The sequence below is a fragment of the Desulfomonilaceae bacterium genome (genome assembly GCA_041662605.1).
Taxonomy (GTDB): Bacteria; Desulfobacterota; Desulfomonilia; order Desulfomonilales; family Desulfomonilaceae; genus CAJBEZ01.
Genome location: JBAZSD010000014.1, coordinates 68,871 through 86,593 on the forward strand (window position 1 = coordinate 68,871; position 17,723 = coordinate 86,593).

20 protein-coding genes are annotated in these 17,723 nt (G+C 46.8%); 18 read left to right on the forward strand and 2 right to left on the reverse strand.

Going from position 1 to position 17,723, the window contains the following annotated elements; genetic code table 11:
- The first annotated feature begins 145 nt into the window (after nucleotides 1–145).
- From WC647_12220 to WC647_12280, 13 genes are all read left to right on the forward strand, one after another.
- Nucleotides 146–1,864 carry a sensor histidine kinase gene (locus WC647_12220; GenBank protein ID MFA6223069.1) on the forward strand — a complete coding sequence of 573 codons (1,719 nt, stop codon included), beginning with the start codon at nucleotides 146–148 and terminating at the stop codon, nucleotides 1,862–1,864.
- Nucleotide 1,865: 1 nt separating this feature from the next.
- Nucleotides 1,866–2,246, forward strand: a complete 381-nt coding sequence (locus tag WC647_12225) for a response regulator (GenBank protein ID MFA6223070.1) — start codon at nucleotides 1,866–1,868, stop codon at nucleotides 2,244–2,246.
- Between the two features lie 14 nt (nucleotides 2,247–2,260).
- Nucleotides 2,261–2,902: a hypothetical protein gene (locus WC647_12230; GenBank protein ID MFA6223071.1), complete on the forward strand. Its 642-nt coding sequence runs from the start codon at nucleotides 2,261–2,263 to the stop codon at nucleotides 2,900–2,902.
- Between the two features lie 120 nt (nucleotides 2,903–3,022).
- Nucleotides 3,023–3,481 carry a response regulator gene (locus WC647_12235; protein MFA6223072.1) on the forward strand — a complete coding sequence of 153 codons (459 nt, stop codon included), beginning with the start codon at nucleotides 3,023–3,025 and terminating at the stop codon, nucleotides 3,479–3,481.
- 13 nt (nucleotides 3,482–3,494) lie between these two features.
- Nucleotides 3,495–3,923: a response regulator gene (locus WC647_12240; protein MFA6223073.1), complete on the forward strand. Its 429-nt coding sequence runs from the start codon at nucleotides 3,495–3,497 to the stop codon at nucleotides 3,921–3,923.
- Between the two features lie 138 nt (nucleotides 3,924–4,061).
- On the forward strand, nucleotides 4,062–5,018 hold the full coding sequence (locus WC647_12245) for a sulfite exporter TauE/SafE family protein (protein ID MFA6223074.1): 957 nt from the start codon (nucleotides 4,062–4,064) through the stop codon (nucleotides 5,016–5,018).
- A 69-nt stretch (nucleotides 5,019–5,087) separates the two neighbouring features.
- Complete coding sequence (locus tag WC647_12250; protein ID MFA6223075.1) at nucleotides 5,088–5,516, forward strand: hypothetical protein; 429 nt, start codon at nucleotides 5,088–5,090, stop codon at nucleotides 5,514–5,516.
- A 79-nt stretch (nucleotides 5,517–5,595) separates the two neighbouring features.
- Nucleotides 5,596–6,144: a CBS domain-containing protein gene (locus tag WC647_12255; GenBank protein MFA6223076.1), complete on the forward strand. Its 549-nt coding sequence runs from the start codon at nucleotides 5,596–5,598 to the stop codon at nucleotides 6,142–6,144.
- Nucleotides 6,145–6,211: 67 nt separating this feature from the next.
- The gene (locus WC647_12260) at nucleotides 6,212–6,817 is read left to right on the forward strand and encodes a hypothetical protein (GenBank protein ID MFA6223077.1); all 606 of its coding nucleotides are present in this window, start codon (nucleotides 6,212–6,214) and stop codon (nucleotides 6,815–6,817) included.
- Nucleotides 6,818–6,844: 27 nt separating this feature from the next.
- Nucleotides 6,845–7,717: a radical SAM protein gene (locus tag WC647_12265; GenBank protein ID MFA6223078.1), complete on the forward strand. Its 873-nt coding sequence runs from the start codon at nucleotides 6,845–6,847 to the stop codon at nucleotides 7,715–7,717.
- A 55-nt stretch (nucleotides 7,718–7,772) separates the two neighbouring features.
- Nucleotides 7,773–8,018, forward strand: coding sequence for a (2Fe-2S) ferredoxin domain-containing protein (locus WC647_12270; protein MFA6223079.1), 246 nt, complete (start codon nucleotides 7,773–7,775; stop codon nucleotides 8,016–8,018).
- Between the two features lie 14 nt (nucleotides 8,019–8,032).
- Entirely contained in the window at nucleotides 8,033–10,333 is a 2,301-nt protein-coding gene (locus tag WC647_12275) for a response regulator (GenBank protein MFA6223080.1), read from the forward strand.
- Entirely contained in the window at nucleotides 10,330–11,487 is a 1,158-nt protein-coding gene (locus WC647_12280) for a SpoIIE family protein phosphatase (protein ID MFA6223081.1), read from the forward strand. The genes WC647_12275 and WC647_12280 overlap by 4 nt, the downstream gene beginning before the upstream one ends.
- Before the next feature lie 55 nt (nucleotides 11,488–11,542).
- On the opposite strand, the gene WC647_12285 is transcribed toward WC647_12280, so the two are convergent.
- On the reverse strand, nucleotides 11,543–12,043 hold the full coding sequence (locus WC647_12285) for a hypothetical protein (protein ID MFA6223082.1): 501 nt from the start codon (nucleotides 12,041–12,043) through the stop codon (nucleotides 11,543–11,545).
- A 53-nt stretch (nucleotides 12,044–12,096) separates the two neighbouring features.
- Nucleotides 12,097–12,879 carry an outer membrane lipoprotein-sorting protein gene (locus WC647_12290; GenBank protein MFA6223083.1) on the reverse strand — a complete coding sequence of 261 codons (783 nt, stop codon included), beginning with the start codon at nucleotides 12,877–12,879 and terminating at the stop codon, nucleotides 12,097–12,099.
- A 327-nt stretch (nucleotides 12,880–13,206) separates the two neighbouring features.
- Here WC647_12290 and WC647_12295 point away from each other — a divergent pair, with 327 nt between their 5' ends.
- From WC647_12295 to WC647_12315, 5 genes are read left to right on the forward strand one after another with little or no spacing between them, the layout of a single operon-like run.
- Nucleotides 13,207–13,539, forward strand: a complete 333-nt coding sequence (locus WC647_12295; protein ID MFA6223084.1) for a hypothetical protein — start codon at nucleotides 13,207–13,209, stop codon at nucleotides 13,537–13,539.
- 59 nt (nucleotides 13,540–13,598) lie between these two features.
- On the forward strand, nucleotides 13,599–14,675 hold the full coding sequence (locus tag WC647_12300; protein MFA6223085.1) for an aspartate-semialdehyde dehydrogenase: 1,077 nt from the start codon (nucleotides 13,599–13,601) through the stop codon (nucleotides 14,673–14,675).
- Nucleotides 14,676–14,689: 14 nt separating this feature from the next.
- The gene (locus WC647_12305; GenBank protein ID MFA6223086.1) at nucleotides 14,690–15,874 is read left to right on the forward strand and encodes an acetyl-CoA C-acetyltransferase; all 1,185 of its coding nucleotides are present in this window, start codon (nucleotides 14,690–14,692) and stop codon (nucleotides 15,872–15,874) included.
- A 13-nt stretch (nucleotides 15,875–15,887) separates the two neighbouring features.
- Nucleotides 15,888–16,904, forward strand: coding sequence for a hypothetical protein (locus tag WC647_12310; GenBank protein ID MFA6223087.1), 1,017 nt, complete (start codon nucleotides 15,888–15,890; stop codon nucleotides 16,902–16,904).
- A 45-nt stretch (nucleotides 16,905–16,949) separates the two neighbouring features.
- Nucleotides 16,950–17,678, forward strand: a complete 729-nt coding sequence (locus WC647_12315; GenBank protein MFA6223088.1) for an MBL fold metallo-hydrolase — start codon at nucleotides 16,950–16,952, stop codon at nucleotides 17,676–17,678.
- Nucleotides 17,679–17,723 lie beyond the last annotated feature (45 nt).

Below are 17,723 nucleotides of genomic sequence, written 5' to 3' on the forward strand. Positions count from 1 at the left end.
TCGCAATGCCATCATTATGCTTGATGGTCAAGAATCACGTTTATTCCTGATATAAATTCTACCGATAAGAACTGATTGATCGTTTGCAACACAAGTCTGCCCTATATGGACGGATGTCTTGGCATTGAGCCGCATGAGACCGCTTATGAGACCATTGAGAGACATATTTGCGCATTTGTTGGATATCCCTGATGAACAGTCATCACCTCGGAGATATCAAATTGTTAGACGCAACATGGCCATTCTGATGCTTATGATCACCCTTGTGCCACTGGCCTTGATGAGCGCAATAAACTACGTTGAATACAGGGCGGCTCTCCGAAACGAAATAATGACGCCACTGAAAACCCTGGTCAATAAAGCCAAGCATTCGATCGAACTGTTTTTGGCAAACAGACTATCCACCGTAAATTTTATAGCTTCCGCATATACCTATGAAGAACTAGCGGATGAAAAGAATCTCAACAGAATTTTCAAAGTCTTAAAGAAAGAATTCGAAGGGTTTGTCGATCTTGGATTGATTGATTCCAAGGGAACCCAGATCAGCTATGTGGGTCCATATGAGCTTCAAGGCAAGAACTACGCAGGCCAAAGCTGGTTCGAACACGTCAAAGTTAACGGAGTATATATAAGTGACGTGTTCAAAGGGTACAGAAAGTTTCCACATCTCGTTATAGCCGTTCAGCATATCGCTGATAGTGGAAAGGTATGGATTGTCAGGGCTACAATAAACACCGGCAAACTTGACGACCTTATTTCCTCAATGGGATTGGACGCGGAAAGCGACGCCTTCCTCATTAACCGACAGGGGATTTTCCAGACCAAGTCAAAGTTTTATGGAGATGTTCTGGATCACTGCCCGGATGTGCCTCCAAAGAGTTTCGAGCCGACGGTGATTGAAAAAAGGGATCCATTGGGGAGAGATGTGTTTATGTCGTACGCATATTTTAACCAGATGGATTTTATCTTCATGTTGGTAAAACCGCGCTCTGATGTGATGAAAGTGTGGTACTCATTACGCGGTGATCTACTGATAATATTGATTGTTGGTATAATTGCGATAGTCGCGTTCGTGCTGAAACTGACCGACCTCATGATCAGGAGAATGAAAGAAAGTGATGACAAGAGACAGCTTGCTCTTAGAGAAATGGAGCATTCCCACAAGTTGTCCTCTATTGGCAGGCTGGCAGCCGGGGTCGCTCATGAAGTCAACAATCCGCTCGCGGTAATCAATGAAAAAGCCGGTTTGATGAAGGATGTGATAGAATTTACCCAGGACTTTCCCGATAAGGAAAAATTTCTGAATCTGGTGAGGGCAATCATTCAATCTGTTGAAAGATGCCGGGCAATTACGCATCGTCTTCTTGGATTTGCGAGAAGGATGGATGTAGAAGTTCAACTTCTGGATGTGAATGACGTGATCAAGGAAACCCTGGGTTTTCTGGAAAAGGAAGCTCTCTACCGAAATATCAAATTAAATCTTGAGCTTGCTCAAGGATTGCCTAAAATCGCCTCGGATCGGGGGCAGTTACAACAGATTTTTCTAAATATATTGAATAATGCCCTGGCGGCTACGGATAAAGGGGGAACCATTTCACTGGTCAGTTTTGAACGGGATTCCGAGACGGTAGGAGTCACGATTCAGGACACCGGACATGGAATGAGCGATGAGACTCTTAAGCATGTATTCGAGCCGTTTTTTACCACAAAAAAGGCTGGTCAGGGCACTGGTTTGGGCCTATCCATAACCTATGGAATTGTTAAAAGATTAGGTGGAGACATTGAAGTGCAAAGCAAAGTAGGAACAGGGACTCGCTTCACCGTGTATCTTCCCAAGAAAACAGATGCACAACCGGGGACATAAAATGAAAGACTGGAAAGTCCTTCTAGTTGATGATGAAGAGGAATTCGTGGTGACCCTTGCGGAAAGGCTGAGGATGCGCGGAATCCAGGCTGAAACTGAACTGGACGGCGCAGCGGCGCTTAATAAACTTGAGACTTACACACCGCAAGTAGTGGTGCTGGACCTTATGATGCCGGGAATGACCGGGTTGACCGTTCTGGAGCGAATAAAGCAGCTTTATCCGAAAATGGAAGTCATTTTGCTAACAGGTATCGGATCTACCTCGGAAGGTGTTGCGGGCATGAGGCTAGGAGCCTTCGATTATTTGATGAAGCCTTTGCAAATAGAAGAGTTGATTGAAAAAATCGGATTGGCCGTCAACAGGAATCTCAGGACACCATAACATCAGGAACGATGATGAAAGAATCGCTTTTCATGGGTAAAGTCACCGCCTCAATGACGCATGAAATAAAGAATGTTCTTGCAATCATTAGAGAATCAGCCGGTTTGGCCCAAGACTTACTAACCGTAGCAAAAGAATCGGATTTTCCACATAAAGAAAAACTTTTTGGGATAATGGGCAAGATCGACAACCAAATTGAGAGAGGGGCGGACATCGTCTCCCGATTGAATGCTTTTGCGCATGCGCCGGACCGGGAAACCAGCCATGAAGATCTGAATACCGTCCTGGATCAAATGGTCCACTTGTCGCATAAATTAGGCCGATCAAACGGGGTAAGCTTCATTGGGGAAAGAAGCGCCGACGCCATCATGTTGGACGGAAACCCCATGAAGACACGAATGATTATTTACCAGGCCCTTGAGTTTTTGGCGCCGCTAATTGGCAAAGGAGCTGAAATTAAGCTCAAGCCGATGAAAAACTCGAACGGAAGCGCCGCTATCGAAATTTTCATCAAAGCAGCCGGATCAGTTGAATCCAGCATTGAAAAAATAGTGGGTTACCCCGGTTGGGATTCCATGGGCGCCGAACTCAAGTCTGAAAACGCGTCGATAGGACTATCCACAGGCAAGAACTCATTACTGATACGCTTTGGGTAGGAATCGGAAGTTTTACGCTTCGATTCCCCTGGCGCAATTCAGTGGGATTAAAGTTTCGACCGGCCGGAGCCGGGTTTTAGGAGCGTCTGAAAACAGGCCTTTGCTATCTGGAGGAACTTAATGAAAGAATTCAAAGTATTGATGGTGGATGACGAAGAAGATTTCGTTCGCACACTCGATGAGCGAATGCAAATGAGGAACGTTGACACATCCGTGGCCCTGAGTGGCGAGGAGGCCATGAAAAAGCTCGCGGAGGAAACTCCTGATGTGCTTCTTGTAGATTTGAAGATGCCGGGCATGGATGGAATGGAAGTGTTAAAGAGAGCCAGGGAAGCTTATCCGGGTGTTCAGGTCGTCATGCTAACGGGTCACGGCTCCGAAGCTGATGAAGCCGAGGCTAGACGACTGGGAGTCTTCGAATATTTGCGAAAGCCGGTTCCTCTGGAACAGCTCATGCGAACCCTTAAAGGGGCTTACAAGAAGAAAATAGAGGACGCCATGGTGGCCGCCTCTTTTGCTGAAGAAGGGGATTTTGAATCCGCCAGACAGATTATGGATCAAGGCAAGAAAAAGAAATAACAGGAGCGAATCCATGATGATCAAGGTCCTTTTGGTTGATGATGAAAAGGAATTTACCGAACTGCTTTCCGAGCGTCTTGAAGTAAGAGGATTTAGAACCAGGGTGGCTAATGATGGAGATGAGGCTATTTCCAAACTAAAGGAAGAAAGCGCGGATGTGGTATTGCTGGATGTCATGATGCCAGGCAAGAGCGGGATAGAAACCCTTAAGGAAATTAAGCAGTTGTGGCCTCTGATAGAGGTCATCATGTTGACAGGTCACGGCACTGTCGAGACAGCCATAGAAGGAATGAAAGTAGGGGCATATGACTATCTTCTGAAGCCGACCGGAACAGAAGATCTTTCGGAAAAGATCAAAAACTCGTACCAGAGAAAAGCTGAGCATGAGGAAAGAATTCGGCAAGCGGAAATAAACAAGATAATTGAACATAAAGGATGGTGAAGGTTAAATAGGACTGAAACTCTTATTTAATTCCATCTATTTCTGGAAACCGTTCTCAATCGTAAGGTTTTTGTGGTTGGGGCAGGTCTTGTTGAGGGAAGACCTTTTTCTAAAATTTGGCTAATCAAGAGGTGCAATATGACAAGGACCGGTAAACCAGGCGCGTTTTGTCTGGCGCTCCTATTGTCGGTTACCGTTTTTGCCGGCGCCGTTTTCGCCGGCGCCGATGTAATGGCGGCTGATAACGCGTCATCAGCTCCATGGTGGATGTGGCCCCTTGTTCTTTTGGTGGTCACGTTTGTCATGGGGATTGCGGCTGTCCTAGGGGGAGTTGGCGGTGGCGTTTTGTTCGTTCCTATAATAAGTGGCTTTTTCCCGTTCCACTTGGATTTTGTCCGTGGAGCCGGTTTGTTGGTTGCCTTGGCGGGCGCTCTTGCGGCTGGTCCTGGGCTGTTGAAGATGAATCTGGCCAGTTTAAGGCTTGCTGTGCCTGTAGCTCTGATAGCCAGTTCTTTTGCGATTATCGGAGCCATGGTAGGCCTGGCTCTGCCCACTCAAGTTGTTCAGATCGCATTAGGGGTGACAATCCTTGGGATTTGCATTCTAATGCTCACAGCGAAAAAATCCACGGTGCCTGATGTCCCCAAGGCGGATCGAATATCGTCTATATTGAGAATTTATGGGGTTTATCAAGAAGCCAGCACAGGTGAAATAATAGATTGGAAAATTCACAGGACGTGGCAGGGGCTCGTCCTGTTTGTGGTCATCGGGATCATGGCGGGTATGTTTGGACTTGGCGCTGGCTGGGCCAATGTGCCTGTGCTGAATCTACTCATGGGAGCCCCATTGAAAATAAGCGTGGCCACCAGTAAATTCTTGTTATCCATTACCGACACATCAGCGGCCTGGATTTATCTGAACCAGGGATGCGTCATTCCGATGATCGTAGTTCCTTCCCTGATCGGGATCATGGGCGGCTCTTTTGTAGGGGTGCGTTTGTTGAGAGTAGCCAAGCCGGGTCTGGTCAGATGGATTGTTATAGGCATGCTGGGTTTTGCCGGTCTCAAAGCCCTGACTAAAGGGTTGGGTTTTTAAACCGGACTTCAAGTTTTATTCGCCGGACATAGAATTACGGCTGGAATACTAATTTTAGGAGTGATCTAAATGTCAATCGATCCTCACAAATCTTTGCAGGCTTCGCCTGAACAGTTAGCTTACGCCGCGGTTTTGGAAAAGGGCATGTATATAGGGCTGCTACTGCTTTTCGTGACTTACGCCATTTATCTGCTTGGGATTATGAAGCCATATATACCAGTCTCAGAAATATCAAATTATTGGTCAATGAGCGTCGGAGAATATCTAGATAAGACTCATATCCATCCGGGATGGTGGTGGACCGGCATGCTGGGATATGGAGACTTCCTGAATTTTATAGGAATAGCCCTGTTGGCCGGTGTTACGATAGCTTGCTTCCTCATCATTGTGCCGCTTCTCTGGAAAAACAATGATAAACTATACGCTGTGCTTTCGGTGCTCGAAGCCGTTATCCTGGGCGTGGCGGCAAGTGGTATCTTAGGTACAGGCGGACATTAAAAACATTATCACAGACCCGAGACCATTTTGACTACACGAGATTGTTGACGCGTTCAGCGCCTTATATGAGGTAATGACAATGCCATTAACAAGAAAAGTTGCAGACCTGATAGTGCCGATAGGCGATTATGCAGTGGTTAATCAAGATAGCCCCCTGTCAGAAGCGATCTTGGCTTTAAGAAAAGTGTATTGTCAGGTGGAGACTGGAAAGTGCACTGAAGCGGGGCACCGAAACATATTGGTGTTGGATTCTTCAAAAAAACTGGTGGGAATCCTGGATTTCAGGACTATTTTGCAAGTTATGATCCCTGAAATAACCGGTGGATTGACGGACCGACTCGAGGCTCTTGGTGTTACAATGGCTTTTGCGCAAGCGGACAGTCTCGAACTGGACGAATCAAGATTGAGTTTTCGCGCAAGAGTAATCAAGAATGCCGACACCAAGATAAAACATGTGATGTTAAAGGTTAGAGGTGTAATCCAGGCGCAAGACGATCTCCTAAACGCTATGCAACTGATGTACGCTAACAAGATCACGGTGTTGCCGGTTTATGACGGAGCCGAATTGATTGGAGTGTTAAGAGAGTCAGATCTTTTCTTAACCGTAGCGGAAATAATAACCGAGTAAAAGGTTTGCCACCCCGGCTGGAAATTGGTAGCGTTGAAACAAACCCGGTTTCAGGCCGTGACAACGAATGTTTACCATTTTAAGGTTTTTTTTAGTCATCATTTCCACGGGGATCGTTGCAGTCCTTACGCAGAGCTGTTTCGGCCCCGTAGGAATGGCTGAAATCAAATATAAACCGCTCCCCTTAATTGATGAAAACAGCCGTTTCGTTAAGTATGAAGACTCTGGCGACGATGTCTCCATCGAGCTTCGGAAAGCCCCCGTTTCCAAGTCGGTAGAGAATCTGGCAATTCACTATCCTTCCCTTTTTCCCGATGGAGAGACAATACATCCGGGAGATAGGGAAGAATATGTTACCGTTAATGGGAAAACAGCGTATAAGGTAATTTTTAACACAAAATACATCAGAAAAAGAAAGCGTCTCAAGACAAAATCCGGAAAATCCCCAGAAGACATACCTTCGGGTTGGTCTGAATCAATATGGGACGATCCTGTTTCCGGGGTTAAGACCCCGATTTTGGTCGGTCCGGTAATTCCGGAAAGAAAAATACTCTATCTGATTCCCGGTTCGGAAAACGTCTACTATGTGTTACTAAAGGTTGATGGACCTGACTATGAAGACGCCATCAAGAAATTCGACAAATTTGTAAAAGAGGGTATTGATTACCGCTAAATTGCGCAGATACGGAGGAATCCCTTATTGAGATACATTGGAAGCGTTTACAGACCGCCAAGCGAGGCGGAAAGCCTTATAATCCAGGTGACGCTAGGCTGCAGTCACAACAAATGCTCCTTTTGCGGAAGTTACCTGGAAAAACCATTTTCCATCAGAAACATCAAAGAGATAACCGAGGACCTCGCCGACTCAATGAGTATGGGTCCTGTCAGCCGAATTTTTCTGGCCGATGGCGACGCTCTGTGTATTCCGCAAAAGCGTCTTATAGAAATTCTTGAATTAGTGAATCGTTTTCATCCGGAAGCGGAGCGGATAGGGGTCTATTCTAACGCCAAGGACATTTTACGGAAATCAGTGGATGAACTTAAACGGCTTAAAGAGTTAAAGGTTGGGATCATATACCTGGGCGTAGAAACCGGGGACGAGAAGCTTTTGAAGAAGATTTGTAAGGGAGCTGATTACAAACAACTCGTAGAGGCTGCTCATAGGGTCAAGGAAGCCGGCATAACCCTCTCTGTTACTGTTCTCCTGGGAATAGGCGGTGTTGAGGGAAGTTCTGATCATGCCAGAGCGACAGCGGCGATACTAACTGATATGGATCCTGATTACGTTGGAGCGCTCAGTGTGATATTGGTTCCTGGGACCCCCCTGCATAGCGAGTTTACAACAGGCGAATTCAAACTTCCTGATCCTTTCGGGCTTATCGAGGAACTCAGGACGATCATAGCAGAGTCTTCGTTCACAAACTGCGTCTTCAGATCCAATCACGCTTCCAACTATTTGCCTGTTAAAGCTACTCTTCCCCGGGACAAAAAAAAGATCCTGGATGCCATAGACGCTATACTCAGTTCTAAAGATTCACGAGCGCTCCGGCCGGAGTTCTTGAGAGCATTGTGATTTCTTGAATTGTAATCTTCCTGTCCACCATAGTTAGCGAAAGGAGTTGTCCCTTATGCGTGTCATTACTGTATGCGTGGGAAGCGCATGCCATCTTAAAGGCTCTCACGATATTATAAATTATTTCAAAGACGCGATAAAAGACGCCGAACTTGAGAATAAAGTCGAGTTAAAGGGGTCGTTTTGCATGGATCATTGTACCGACGGCGCTAATCTGTTGGTAGATGATGTGTTGTTTCACGCCAATACAGTTGACGACGCCAAGGCGATTTTCAAACAGGAGATTCTAGACAAAATCTGAGAGGGTAGCGGGACATGGAACAAAAACAGACCATTCGCGTGCCTTGGAAAAGCTGGGATAACTTCACAGGTTGGGCTCAGGATTTTTCATTAAAAAAGAAAGTTTTAGGGGCGTTTCTAGGAGTGGCCGTGTTTGTCGGCCTGCTTACCATGATCCTTGGCATGCGCCTTGCCCGACACACGATCATTGAAGAGGCTCAGAAAAAGGTCTCGAGCGATCTCGCGACAGCGGCGTTTATTATACATAGCTACAGGGAGAACCTTGAACTCAGGATAAGGATGATTGGGGGATCGGACAAGATAAAAGAATACCTCCAGAGCGGCAACATTTCAGCGATTAGAAATCGCCTCGCGATGATGAATCTGGAAAACGATCTCGATTTCCTTTCTATCTTGAATCCGGAAGGTAACCTGGTCGCTAGAGCCTTTCAACTCGAGTCAACAAACGAAAATTTGGCGGTCAACCCGATAATCGAGGCAGCCGTATCCGGGAAAGGCGCTTCAGGTTTTAGAATCACCAACATTCAAAAGTTGGTTGAAGATAACCCAACTTTGGCTCAGAGGTTGGGCACGAAGCTTCCTAAAGAAGGCCTTACCCTGGAAGCCGCATATCCTATCTTTCAGGATTCCAAATTAATAGGGGTAGCATACGGGGGGATCCTGATAAACAACAACCATTCCATGGTTGAACAAATTTCCCAGCGCCTGTTTAAAGATGTGGCTTATGCGGAAAAGGAAAAGGGATTCGTGGCCATTTTTCAGGATGATGTGGCTATTAGCTCCTCCCTGCGTGGCCCCGACAAAATCCCGACGGTTGGTTTTCAAATGAATCCAAGTCTTCGGGATCAGGTTCTGAAAAGAGGGGAAATAGTCGTCAGGCCTGAAAGAGAGTTTGAGGACGACTACTTGACGGCTACAGAGCCGATTAAGGACTACACGGGCCAAGTGATAGGCGCCATTCAGGTGGCTAGCCTGGAGCAACCGATTCTTTCAGTTGTTGATCGCCTTGTCGGCGCTTTTTTGATCATCGCTCTTTGCGGGGTAATACTAATGGGCGCCATATCGTATTTCCTCGTGAACTGGATCAACAGACCACTTGAACAGATGCTCAACGCAGCTAAGGGGGCCGCCGAAGGAGATTTGACCCACGAAGTGCCCGTAGTCGCCAGGGACGAAGTCGGCCAGCTTGCGGCGACATTTAATCTGATGATCAGAAATCTCGCTGAATCAAGAAAAAAGTTGGAAGAATGGGGCACTCAGCTCGCTTCAAAAGTCGCGGAGCAGACCGGACAGTTAGACCAGGCCAGAGAACAGGTCGAAAGAGTCAAGAAACTGGCCTCCCTCGAGAAGATGGCCGATGGTATGGCCCACATCATGGCTCACATCTCAGATCCTTTGGTGCCTGTTGGGACTTCGGACGAGGGGAGCCTCGCTGATTCCAGGATTCTGGTAATAGACACCGATGATCAGGTTCTCGAAATCTGCAAACGTATACTGGAAAATGACGGATTTGAGGTGATAACAAACCAGTCCGTGCCTGGCGCCCTCGCTGAGCTGGAGAGAGAAATTTACGATGTCGTAATTACAGATATAGAAATGCCTGAAATGACGGGACAAGCGCTGCTCAAAGAGATTAAAATCAGGCAGCCGGATGTTTTGGTTATCTTGACCGCCTCGTTCAAGGCGACTCAAGATGCGGTTGAAACCGTCAAACTGGGAGCCTATGACTATATTCCGAAACCTTTTGGACCTCACCAGATACTACTGATGGTTTATACCGCGTTACAGACCCGGTCAATGTTGGCAAAGACAAGGCGAGAGCACGCAGCGCAGAGAGCGGAGACCATTTTTCAGCGCTTGCCAGTGGCCATAGCCCTTGCTGATGACGCTCACAGGGTAGTGTACAACAACCGGGCCTTTCTCGATTTAACAGCTAAAGACTCTGAGGAAGATGTCAAAGGACAAAGCTTCAAGGACTTGTTTGGAGTAGATCCTTTGGATAACGCTGAAGAATCGGGTGGATCCAAGTGGCTGAAACTTGAAAAGCTGGGCAGGACGGCCAAGCTGTACAATTTCAACTTGCCGGAAGAGGATCTGAGGGTTCTCATGTTGCTGGACGTGACGGAAACAGTCATGAAAGACCAGCAGGCGGATGTTTTTAAGACGGAAACTATCAACAGGGCTCAGCAGGTTATCCATCAACAGATGCGAGTGGCCCAGGAAATCGCCGGTTTGCTTGGTGAGACCACGGCAGAGACGAAGGCGGCCCTTTTTGAGCTTATAAAATTCGCTGAAAACGTTGGAGCAATCAGATGAGTCAACCTCTCTACATTGAATCGGGTGGCGCATCTATTTGCAAATACGGAGAGATTCTCTGTGGAGATTCTCTTTCCGTAGCATCCATTGGTGACGGGAAACTCATGGTGTTGTCGGATGGTCTTGGGAGTGGCGTGAAAGCGAATATCCTTGCGACCCTGACTACAAAGATAGCTACTCGTCTTATGGAAAGAGGGCTCCCGCTCGAAGAAGTCGTAGAAACTCTGACTGACACCTTACCGGAATGTAAAGTAAGAAAAATTGCCTACAGCACATTTACCTTGTTGAAAGTTAAAGACGATGGAAGGGTATACCTCGCGGAATTTGACAATCCTCCGACTTTCTATCTGAAACGCGGGTACATAAGTAAACTCAATTACAAGGACAAGACCCTGGGTTCCAGAAAAATAAGGGAAGCCCACGTTCACGCTGAAGCTGGAGACTGGTTGATAACCGTGAGCGATGGAGAGATTCACGCCGGAATAGGTGGTTTGCTGAATTTGGGCTGGGACTGGGAAAAGATAGCGAAATTCCTGGAAACCCAGGTCTACGAAGATGTTTCAGCGCAGAAGGTGGCGCAGGTCCTTGTTGATCAGGCGAAGCAACTCTACGAGGATCGTCCTGGGGATGATACTACAGTAGGTGTTCTCAAAATCAGGCATAAGAGATTCGGCGCGTTCATGATCGGTCCACCGGTAAGACGTGAGGACGACATGGATGTAGTTAAACGCTTCCTTGAGTTGCCGGGGCGGAAGATAGTGAGTGGAGGCACCACTGCGGGCATTCTTGCAAAAATCCTGGAAAAAGACGTAACAGTTGATCTATCGACCATGACCAACAAGATTCCACCTACCGGTAAGATGGAAGGGATTGATCTCGTCACGGAAGGGGTCCATACGGTCAACCATTCTCTTGAAATTCTTCAGAAAATTAAGGAAACGGACGAACTCTCGGGATTGCGTGATGGGGCCAGTTTGCTTACGAGGGAGTTCTTGCTCGCTGATTGCATTTACATTTTTTTGGGACAGGCCATAAATCCGGCTCATCTGAATCCGAATCTTCCCCAGGAAATGGGATTCAAGAGTCGTAGTGTCCAGTCAATCGCCGCAATGTTGAAGGAAAAGGGAAAAGAAGTCCACCTGGAAATTCACTGAGACCTGTGAATCCTACCCCACGGATGCCCCACATTTAATGATTAGGAACGCCTAATCATGGAGAAGTCTTGTTCGTCCTGTTTGAAATGGCCTGCAACTGAGATTCAAGTCTCCCTAGCCTTTCGAGAATGGTGGAATTGATTCGTTCCTGATTTTTCTGAGGCGGCTCTGAAGATCGGGCCTGGGCGGAAGGCTGCTTGAGGTTGGACAGTTCCTCTTTGATCCCCTGCAAATTCTTGATGATCGCTCTATCATTATCGATAAAAGTCTGAGCGTAATTTTGTACGGCTCTTTCCGTAGAAACACCTTTCTTCTGGAAATCGTTCATCATCCCTTCGGACTTTCGTTGCAATCCCTCAGCCGTATCGGCCATTCGCTTTGTGCTGAACGCCATTTGAGGCATGGACGAGGCTACCACTCCCATATAATACGTCATTTGTTCCATGCTGTTTTGCATTCTGTTGATCGTGGACAATCCGCAACCCGACAATGCTCCGGCCAACAAAACGATAATCAGCGACATTCTCAAGGATTGAAAGAGTCCGGTTCTTGACATTTTTATAGAACACCTGTCACTTTTATAGTCCGGTCTGCAACCGCCAGAGTTTGCTAGTTTTTCCACTTGTAGGTCCCAAATTGTTGCGGATCGAACAATTTACCTGAAAGTTCAATTCCGAAAACAGCGTTCTCCTGCCTGACCAAAATACGGGAATTTTTCTTTGGATCAGTGATTTCTTCTTCCCGTGGGAATTCTTTTCCGTCTTCGGTTTTGAAGAACTCAATTACACGGTAGGTTCTTGTGATTTTCTTGTCGTTATCCAGATCTTGAGACTTTACGGTAATAAAATTGTTTTTCTGAACCCAGAGGAGACGTTCACCCTTGTTGTCGGGCCTCACAATCTTGATAATCCAACAATCCTGCCCATTCAGTTTCTCTTCTCCGGAAATTGAGTATTTCTCTCCGGATTTTGGAACAAAACCCAGGATGTCATCGATATGCAATCCCGTGCCTCCAATGTCCGACGAGGGATGGTCGGTCACTACGGGTAAAGTCTTTCCAGTCGCGGGCAAGTACATAAAAATCTTGGGCTGTTCGTCCGGCTTGGTTAACAGCAAAAAGCGTAACCCTTTTGATTCCTTGGGTTCATCGAAATCAAAAAAGAAGTCGGCCTGACCATTTTTCAGTCTGCCCGAGACCCATAGCGCCTGGGTAGACGATTTTTTTTGGCCTTTGAACGTCTGAATCGTGAGCGCTATTCTAAAAGTGTCTTTAAAGCCCTGCTCAGCGCTTTTCGTAAGGATTTCCTCAGCGGTCATTTCGCAAAACGCGGGAGTAAGGCAGTATGCGCAAACAGCCCACAAGGTGACGAAGGATAAAAAACTTTTTCTCATAATGTTATCAACTTATCTTTTAAAACCGCTTCATAAAAGTTAAAGTCACGTCTTTAAAAGTTGAATAAATGTCTATGATTAAATTATAAAAATCTTATTTAGCGCAACAAGGATAGCACAAAAGCGCCCGGCTGGTCAAGTGTCAGAATTCGTAACCAGGAAACGTTGGAGTATTATGTAAATCAATGAATATAGCTTTTCGCCAGGTCTAAGGGAGTCGGGCACGGCCGATAGTGGCCAATGTTTTTCTAATTCCTCAATTCGCCTTTGACGCTAAGGGCTATGATGAGTATAACTAAACAAAAATGGTAATATGCGAGGACCAACATGACCAAGACCGCGTTTTTCCTGTTGCTGGTTTTCTTAGCCCCTCCCACATTCCTGGACATGGCGGCTTACGGTCAGTGGCCCTTGGGCAAGGATTTATCCGCAGGTACCGTGAAATCAGGCGAGGCCTCCGGATATCTTGTCGGCTCCGGACGATTTCAGGTTTTTGTCTCACCAAACGTCAAAGGCCACACGTTCATGTTGGATACGGAAACCGGAAGGATTTGGATTTTTAAAAAAGACACGACTTCCGGGGACTTATCATTGCAGAGGATCCCGGTGGATCAGCTTAACGAAATTCAGACCCCTGGAGCTACTCGTTCCGGAAAATAGACTTCTCATCGGGATCGATGGCGTAAGCTAAAAAAAAATATCTTTGTTTGAGGTACATGATGAAAAAGGATGGTTACACTGTTGCAGTAGTCGGGGCTACCGGCGCTGTGGGCAATATGATGATCAAGGTTCTCGAACGACGCTCTTTCCCTGTTAAGGATTTAGTTCTGCTGGCTTCCGGCAGGTCATCCGGAAGGAAGCTTGAATTTAACGGAAAGGAATATCCGGTCCAGGAGCTTAAAGAATCATCGTTTGAAGGGGTAGATATAGGCCTTTTTTCAGCCGGAGGATCAATAAGCGCGAAATTTGCCCCATGCGCGGCGCAGGCTGGATGTGTAGTGGTGGACAATACGGCCCATTTCAGGATGGATCCGGATGTGCCCCTCGTTGTTCCAGAGGTAAATCCCGAACAAATAGCCAATTACACCGTAAAGAACATAATCGCCAACCCGAATTGTTCTACAATTCAAATGCTGGTGGCTTTGAAACCGATCCATGACGCCGCAAGAATAAAACGAATCGTAGTTTCAACATATCAATCAGTTTCGGGAACCGGCAAGGACGCATTGGAGGAAATGCTGCTACAATCCCGCAGCATGGCGAACGCTATCGACTGGACCAAAGATGATAGCTTGAATATACTCTGGGCCGGATTAAAACCGTTTCGTCAGGTCGAAACCAGTGTTTACCCTCATCGCATAGCCTTCGAATGTTTACCTCACATAGATGTCTTTCTTCCTAATAATTACACAAAGGAAGAAATGAAGATGGTCTGGGAGACGGGGAAAATTCTGGATCCCGCTATAAAGGTGACCGCCACGACAGTCAGAGTCCCCACGTTTTTTGGACACTCTGAATCCGTGAACATAGAAACGGAAACAAAGCTTACGGCTGAACAGGCAAGGGATGCTCTTCGCAAAGCGCCCGGGATTAAGGTTCTGGATGATCCTTCCAAAAATGAATACCCTCTGACAGCTCTGGCCGCTGGAGAGGATTTTACCCTAGTCGGGAGAATCAGAGAGGATGAGTCTATAGACAACGGTCTGAATATTTGGGTTGTTTCAGATAACATTCTAAAAGGGGCAGCGTTGAACGCTGTGCAAATAGCCGAAATACTTATAGACAAATATCTCTAGGAAAGGAATTGTGTATGAAATCGGTACGTGAAGCAGTTGTTGTAAGCGCTACTCGAACACCTTTAGCAGGTTTCAACGGTACTCTGGGCGGCATAGGCGCAACTACGCTGGGTGGGCTGGTTATTGCAGAAGCAGTAAAGCGTTCAGGATTAGACAAGTCTGAGATTGATGAAGTAATTATGGGGCAGGTCCTCCCGTGCGGCTATGGCCAGAATCCGGCCAGGCAAGCCTGTATTAAGGCCGGGCTTCCCTATGAAACCCAATGCTTTACACTAAATAAGGTGTGCGGATCAGGCCTTAAAGCCGTAATGCTGGCAGCCCAGGCCATTCAGTTAGGCGACGCGGACATTGTCGTGGCGGGCGGAATGGAAAACATGAGCGCTGCGCCATACTATCTTGAAAAGGCCAGATTTGGTTTCAGGATGAATAATGGAACTCTCTTTGACCACATGGTTCATGATGGTCTTTGGGATATAGTCAATGATTTTCACATGGGAATAAGCAACGACCTCTGTAGCGAGAAGTACAACATTTCGAGAGAAGACCAGGATAGATACGCCGCTTTAAGTTATGAACGGGCGTTAGGAGCTATAAAAGACGGAAAATTCAGGCAGGAGATAATGCCGGTCATGATTCCCCAGAGAAAGGGGGATCCGAAAGTCTTTGACACTGACGAATGCCCGAGAGAAACCTCTTATGAACTATTGAGCAAAATGAAGCCGGCTTTTCAAAAAAACGGAGTCGCTACAGCCGGAAACGCATCCGTCATATCGGATGGCGCAAGCGCCCTATGTATCGTGGCTGAAGACATCGCCAAGAGAAAGGGACTTGAAATCCTTGCGAGAGTGGGGGCTCAAGGAAGCGCCGGTCTGGATATGAAATACGTGTTGATGGCCCCCATGCTTTCCATCCCGAAGGTAGCCGCGAAAGAAGGTGTTGATTGCAAGTCCATCGATCTCATGGAGATCAACGAGGCTTTTGCGGGTTCTACCGTGGGAGTGATGAGAGAACTGGATTTGGACGTTCAAAAATGTAACGTAAATGGTGGATCAGTCGCCCTTGGTCACCCGATCGGCGCGAGTGGAGCTAGAGTATTGACGACATTGATCTATGCCATGCGCGAGCGTAACGCCAAGACAGGGATGGCGTCACTATGTCTGGGCGGTGGTGAAGCGGTGTCACTATTTATTGATAGATAGACGGCCCCGAGCCATGACCGACCGACAGGGACCGAGCTTGACTGAGCTACTGGCCCCTGTTTTATTTCAATTATCGTTTAGACAGGGTTGGAAAATGTTGTTAAAAGACAATCCCCATTCATTTCTTACCGGTAATGACCCATTCATGCCGGTTGATTTTCAAAGTGGTTCTGATGGGAAATTCGCTACTGCAATTCAATTCGATTTTAAACATGAAGGTTTTGTGGGAATTCCCCATGGTGGCATAGGTATGGGGCTGTGTCTGGATGCGTGGCGAAATCTCGGAAAGCCATTTTATCCGGTTACCGTGAATTTCAAATTCGGAGGAACCGGGATATTCATCGGTGACCAGGCTATTTTTGAAGTAGGAAAACTGAACTCGTCCTCGGATGGCCTGGATATCAAGATTACAAAATCCGGCGATAAAAAGCCATATCTGCGGGCTGAAATAGCTCATGCGGAAATTGTCGACCCTCAAACGCCGACAGCGTTCCTGAATTATGACAACTTTCGAGCGCTGCCATACTACAGGAACTGCTTTGTCTGCGGTCACGCCAGACAGGATCCCGGTCTACAACGAAGATTCAGGGTTCACCAAGGCGATTCGGTGGTGCAGGTTACCGTTCCGTGGGGAGACCACCCGGATGATTTTGACAGGGCAAAGTATTTTCTTATTGCCAAAGAAGAGTTGCATCCAGCGGCCCTGATCTCAATATTTGACGAAAATACGGCCTGGGCCGGATTCATGTTGACCAAATCAGCAGGATTGTCAGTCAGGCTCGAGTTTACTCTGCTCAGACCTGTAGGAAGAACCGAGAAACTCTTGTTCGTTGGAGAACCGACAGGAATTAGAGGCAATCCAGCGGCGCCCAGATTTTTCACCGCAAGTGGAACGATATTCTCGCGGAGCGGTTCAAACTTTGAGCCGGTAGCTTATGGCAAGGGTGAGTGGATAATCATGTCACAGTACACCAACCAGATAAAAAAGAACCTCATTCCTGAAAATGACTGGGAATGGATATTCGCCTAAACATTATGTTTATGCGCCGGCCTAACGAATTTTATGGAGCGAAAATTGGCAGATAAAGTTGCTGACGGAATCCTGTGGATAGCTGGACGAGACAAATTTATGCCCGATTCTCACATTTATGTTTTGGGAGAAATCGGCTCTTCGGATCTGACCATAGTAGATTGTGGAATCGTAGAGATGGGGGAATATAAGATCAGTGAACTGGAAGGCTGCGGGATCTCTTTGGACCAGGTCAAGAGAATCATAATGACGCACACGCATCTGGATCACATAGGGTGTCTGCGCGAATTCCTCGATAGAGGTCCCCATCTGGAAGTCTGGGTTCATGAGGATGAAGCCCGGTATCTCGAACGTGGGGACGACAGACTGGTATTTGGAAACAAGATGTTTGAGTCCATGATAAGATCCCAATATTCAGTCCCGGAAAGGTTTTTTGAATTTAAGGTAGACAAGAAACTCAAGGGTGGAGAAATCCTGGAGATTGATGGAAACAAATTCAAAATAATCCATGTTCCGGGTCACAGCGTTGGAAGCATTGGCCTGTACGACGAATCCAGGAAAATTTTCCTGTCAGGAGATACAATTTACGCTGACGGGGCCATCGGCAGATATGACCTGTTTTCAGCCGATCCGGAGAGCTTGAAGAAATCTCTGGAACTAATTTCGAACTTGAATATCGACATGCTGTTACCGTGCCACAATCGGATCGTAAAAGGCGGCGCGAATCAGATGATCAAGAATACTGTCCAGTATTGGCTTCCAACATTAGGTTGAGATAGATCCAATAGGTCTTCAAATTATGATGGCGGAATTTGTTAG

Bases quoted from the DNA above. Each gene is read 5' to 3' on its own strand.
- WC647_12285 (MFA6223082.1), bottom strand. From the start codon at position 12,043: ATGTCAAGAACCGGACTCTTTCAATCCTTGAGAATGTCGCTGATTATC.
- WC647_12230 (MFA6223071.1), top strand. From the start codon at position 2,261: ATGAAAGAATCGCTTTTCATGGGTAAAGTCACCGCCTCAATGACGCAT.
- WC647_12305 (MFA6223086.1), top strand. From the start codon at position 14,690: ATGAAATCGGTACGTGAAGCAGTTGTTGTAAGCGCTACTCGAACACCT.
- WC647_12290 (MFA6223083.1), bottom strand. From the start codon at position 12,879: ATGAGAAAAAGTTTTTTATCCTTCGTCACCTTGTGGGCTGTTTGCGCA.
- WC647_12240 (MFA6223073.1), top strand. From the start codon at position 3,495: ATGATGATCAAGGTCCTTTTGGTTGATGATGAAAAGGAATTTACCGAA.
- WC647_12250 (MFA6223075.1), top strand. From the start codon at position 5,088: ATGTCAATCGATCCTCACAAATCTTTGCAGGCTTCGCCTGAACAGTTA.
- WC647_12260 (MFA6223077.1), top strand. From the start codon at position 6,212: ATGTTTACCATTTTAAGGTTTTTTTTAGTCATCATTTCCACGGGGATC.
- WC647_12225 (MFA6223070.1), top strand. From the start codon at position 1,866: ATGAAAGACTGGAAAGTCCTTCTAGTTGATGATGAAGAGGAATTCGTG.
- WC647_12280 (MFA6223081.1), top strand. From the start codon at position 10,330: ATGAGTCAACCTCTCTACATTGAATCGGGTGGCGCATCTATTTGCAAA.
- WC647_12235 (MFA6223072.1), top strand. From the start codon at position 3,023: ATGAAAGAATTCAAAGTATTGATGGTGGATGACGAAGAAGATTTCGTT.
- WC647_12220 (MFA6223069.1), top strand. From the start codon at position 146: ATGAGACCATTGAGAGACATATTTGCGCATTTGTTGGATATCCCTGAT.
- WC647_12275 (MFA6223080.1), top strand. From the start codon at position 8,033: ATGGAACAAAAACAGACCATTCGCGTGCCTTGGAAAAGCTGGGATAAC.
- WC647_12270 (MFA6223079.1), top strand. From the start codon at position 7,773: ATGCGTGTCATTACTGTATGCGTGGGAAGCGCATGCCATCTTAAAGGC.
- WC647_12295 (MFA6223084.1), top strand. From the start codon at position 13,207: ATGACCAAGACCGCGTTTTTCCTGTTGCTGGTTTTCTTAGCCCCTCCC.
- WC647_12300 (MFA6223085.1), top strand. From the start codon at position 13,599: ATGAAAAAGGATGGTTACACTGTTGCAGTAGTCGGGGCTACCGGCGCT.
- WC647_12310 (MFA6223087.1), top strand. From the start codon at position 15,888: ATGACCGACCGACAGGGACCGAGCTTGACTGAGCTACTGGCCCCTGTT.
- WC647_12245 (MFA6223074.1), top strand. From the start codon at position 4,062: ATGACAAGGACCGGTAAACCAGGCGCGTTTTGTCTGGCGCTCCTATTG.
- WC647_12255 (MFA6223076.1), top strand. From the start codon at position 5,596: ATGCCATTAACAAGAAAAGTTGCAGACCTGATAGTGCCGATAGGCGAT.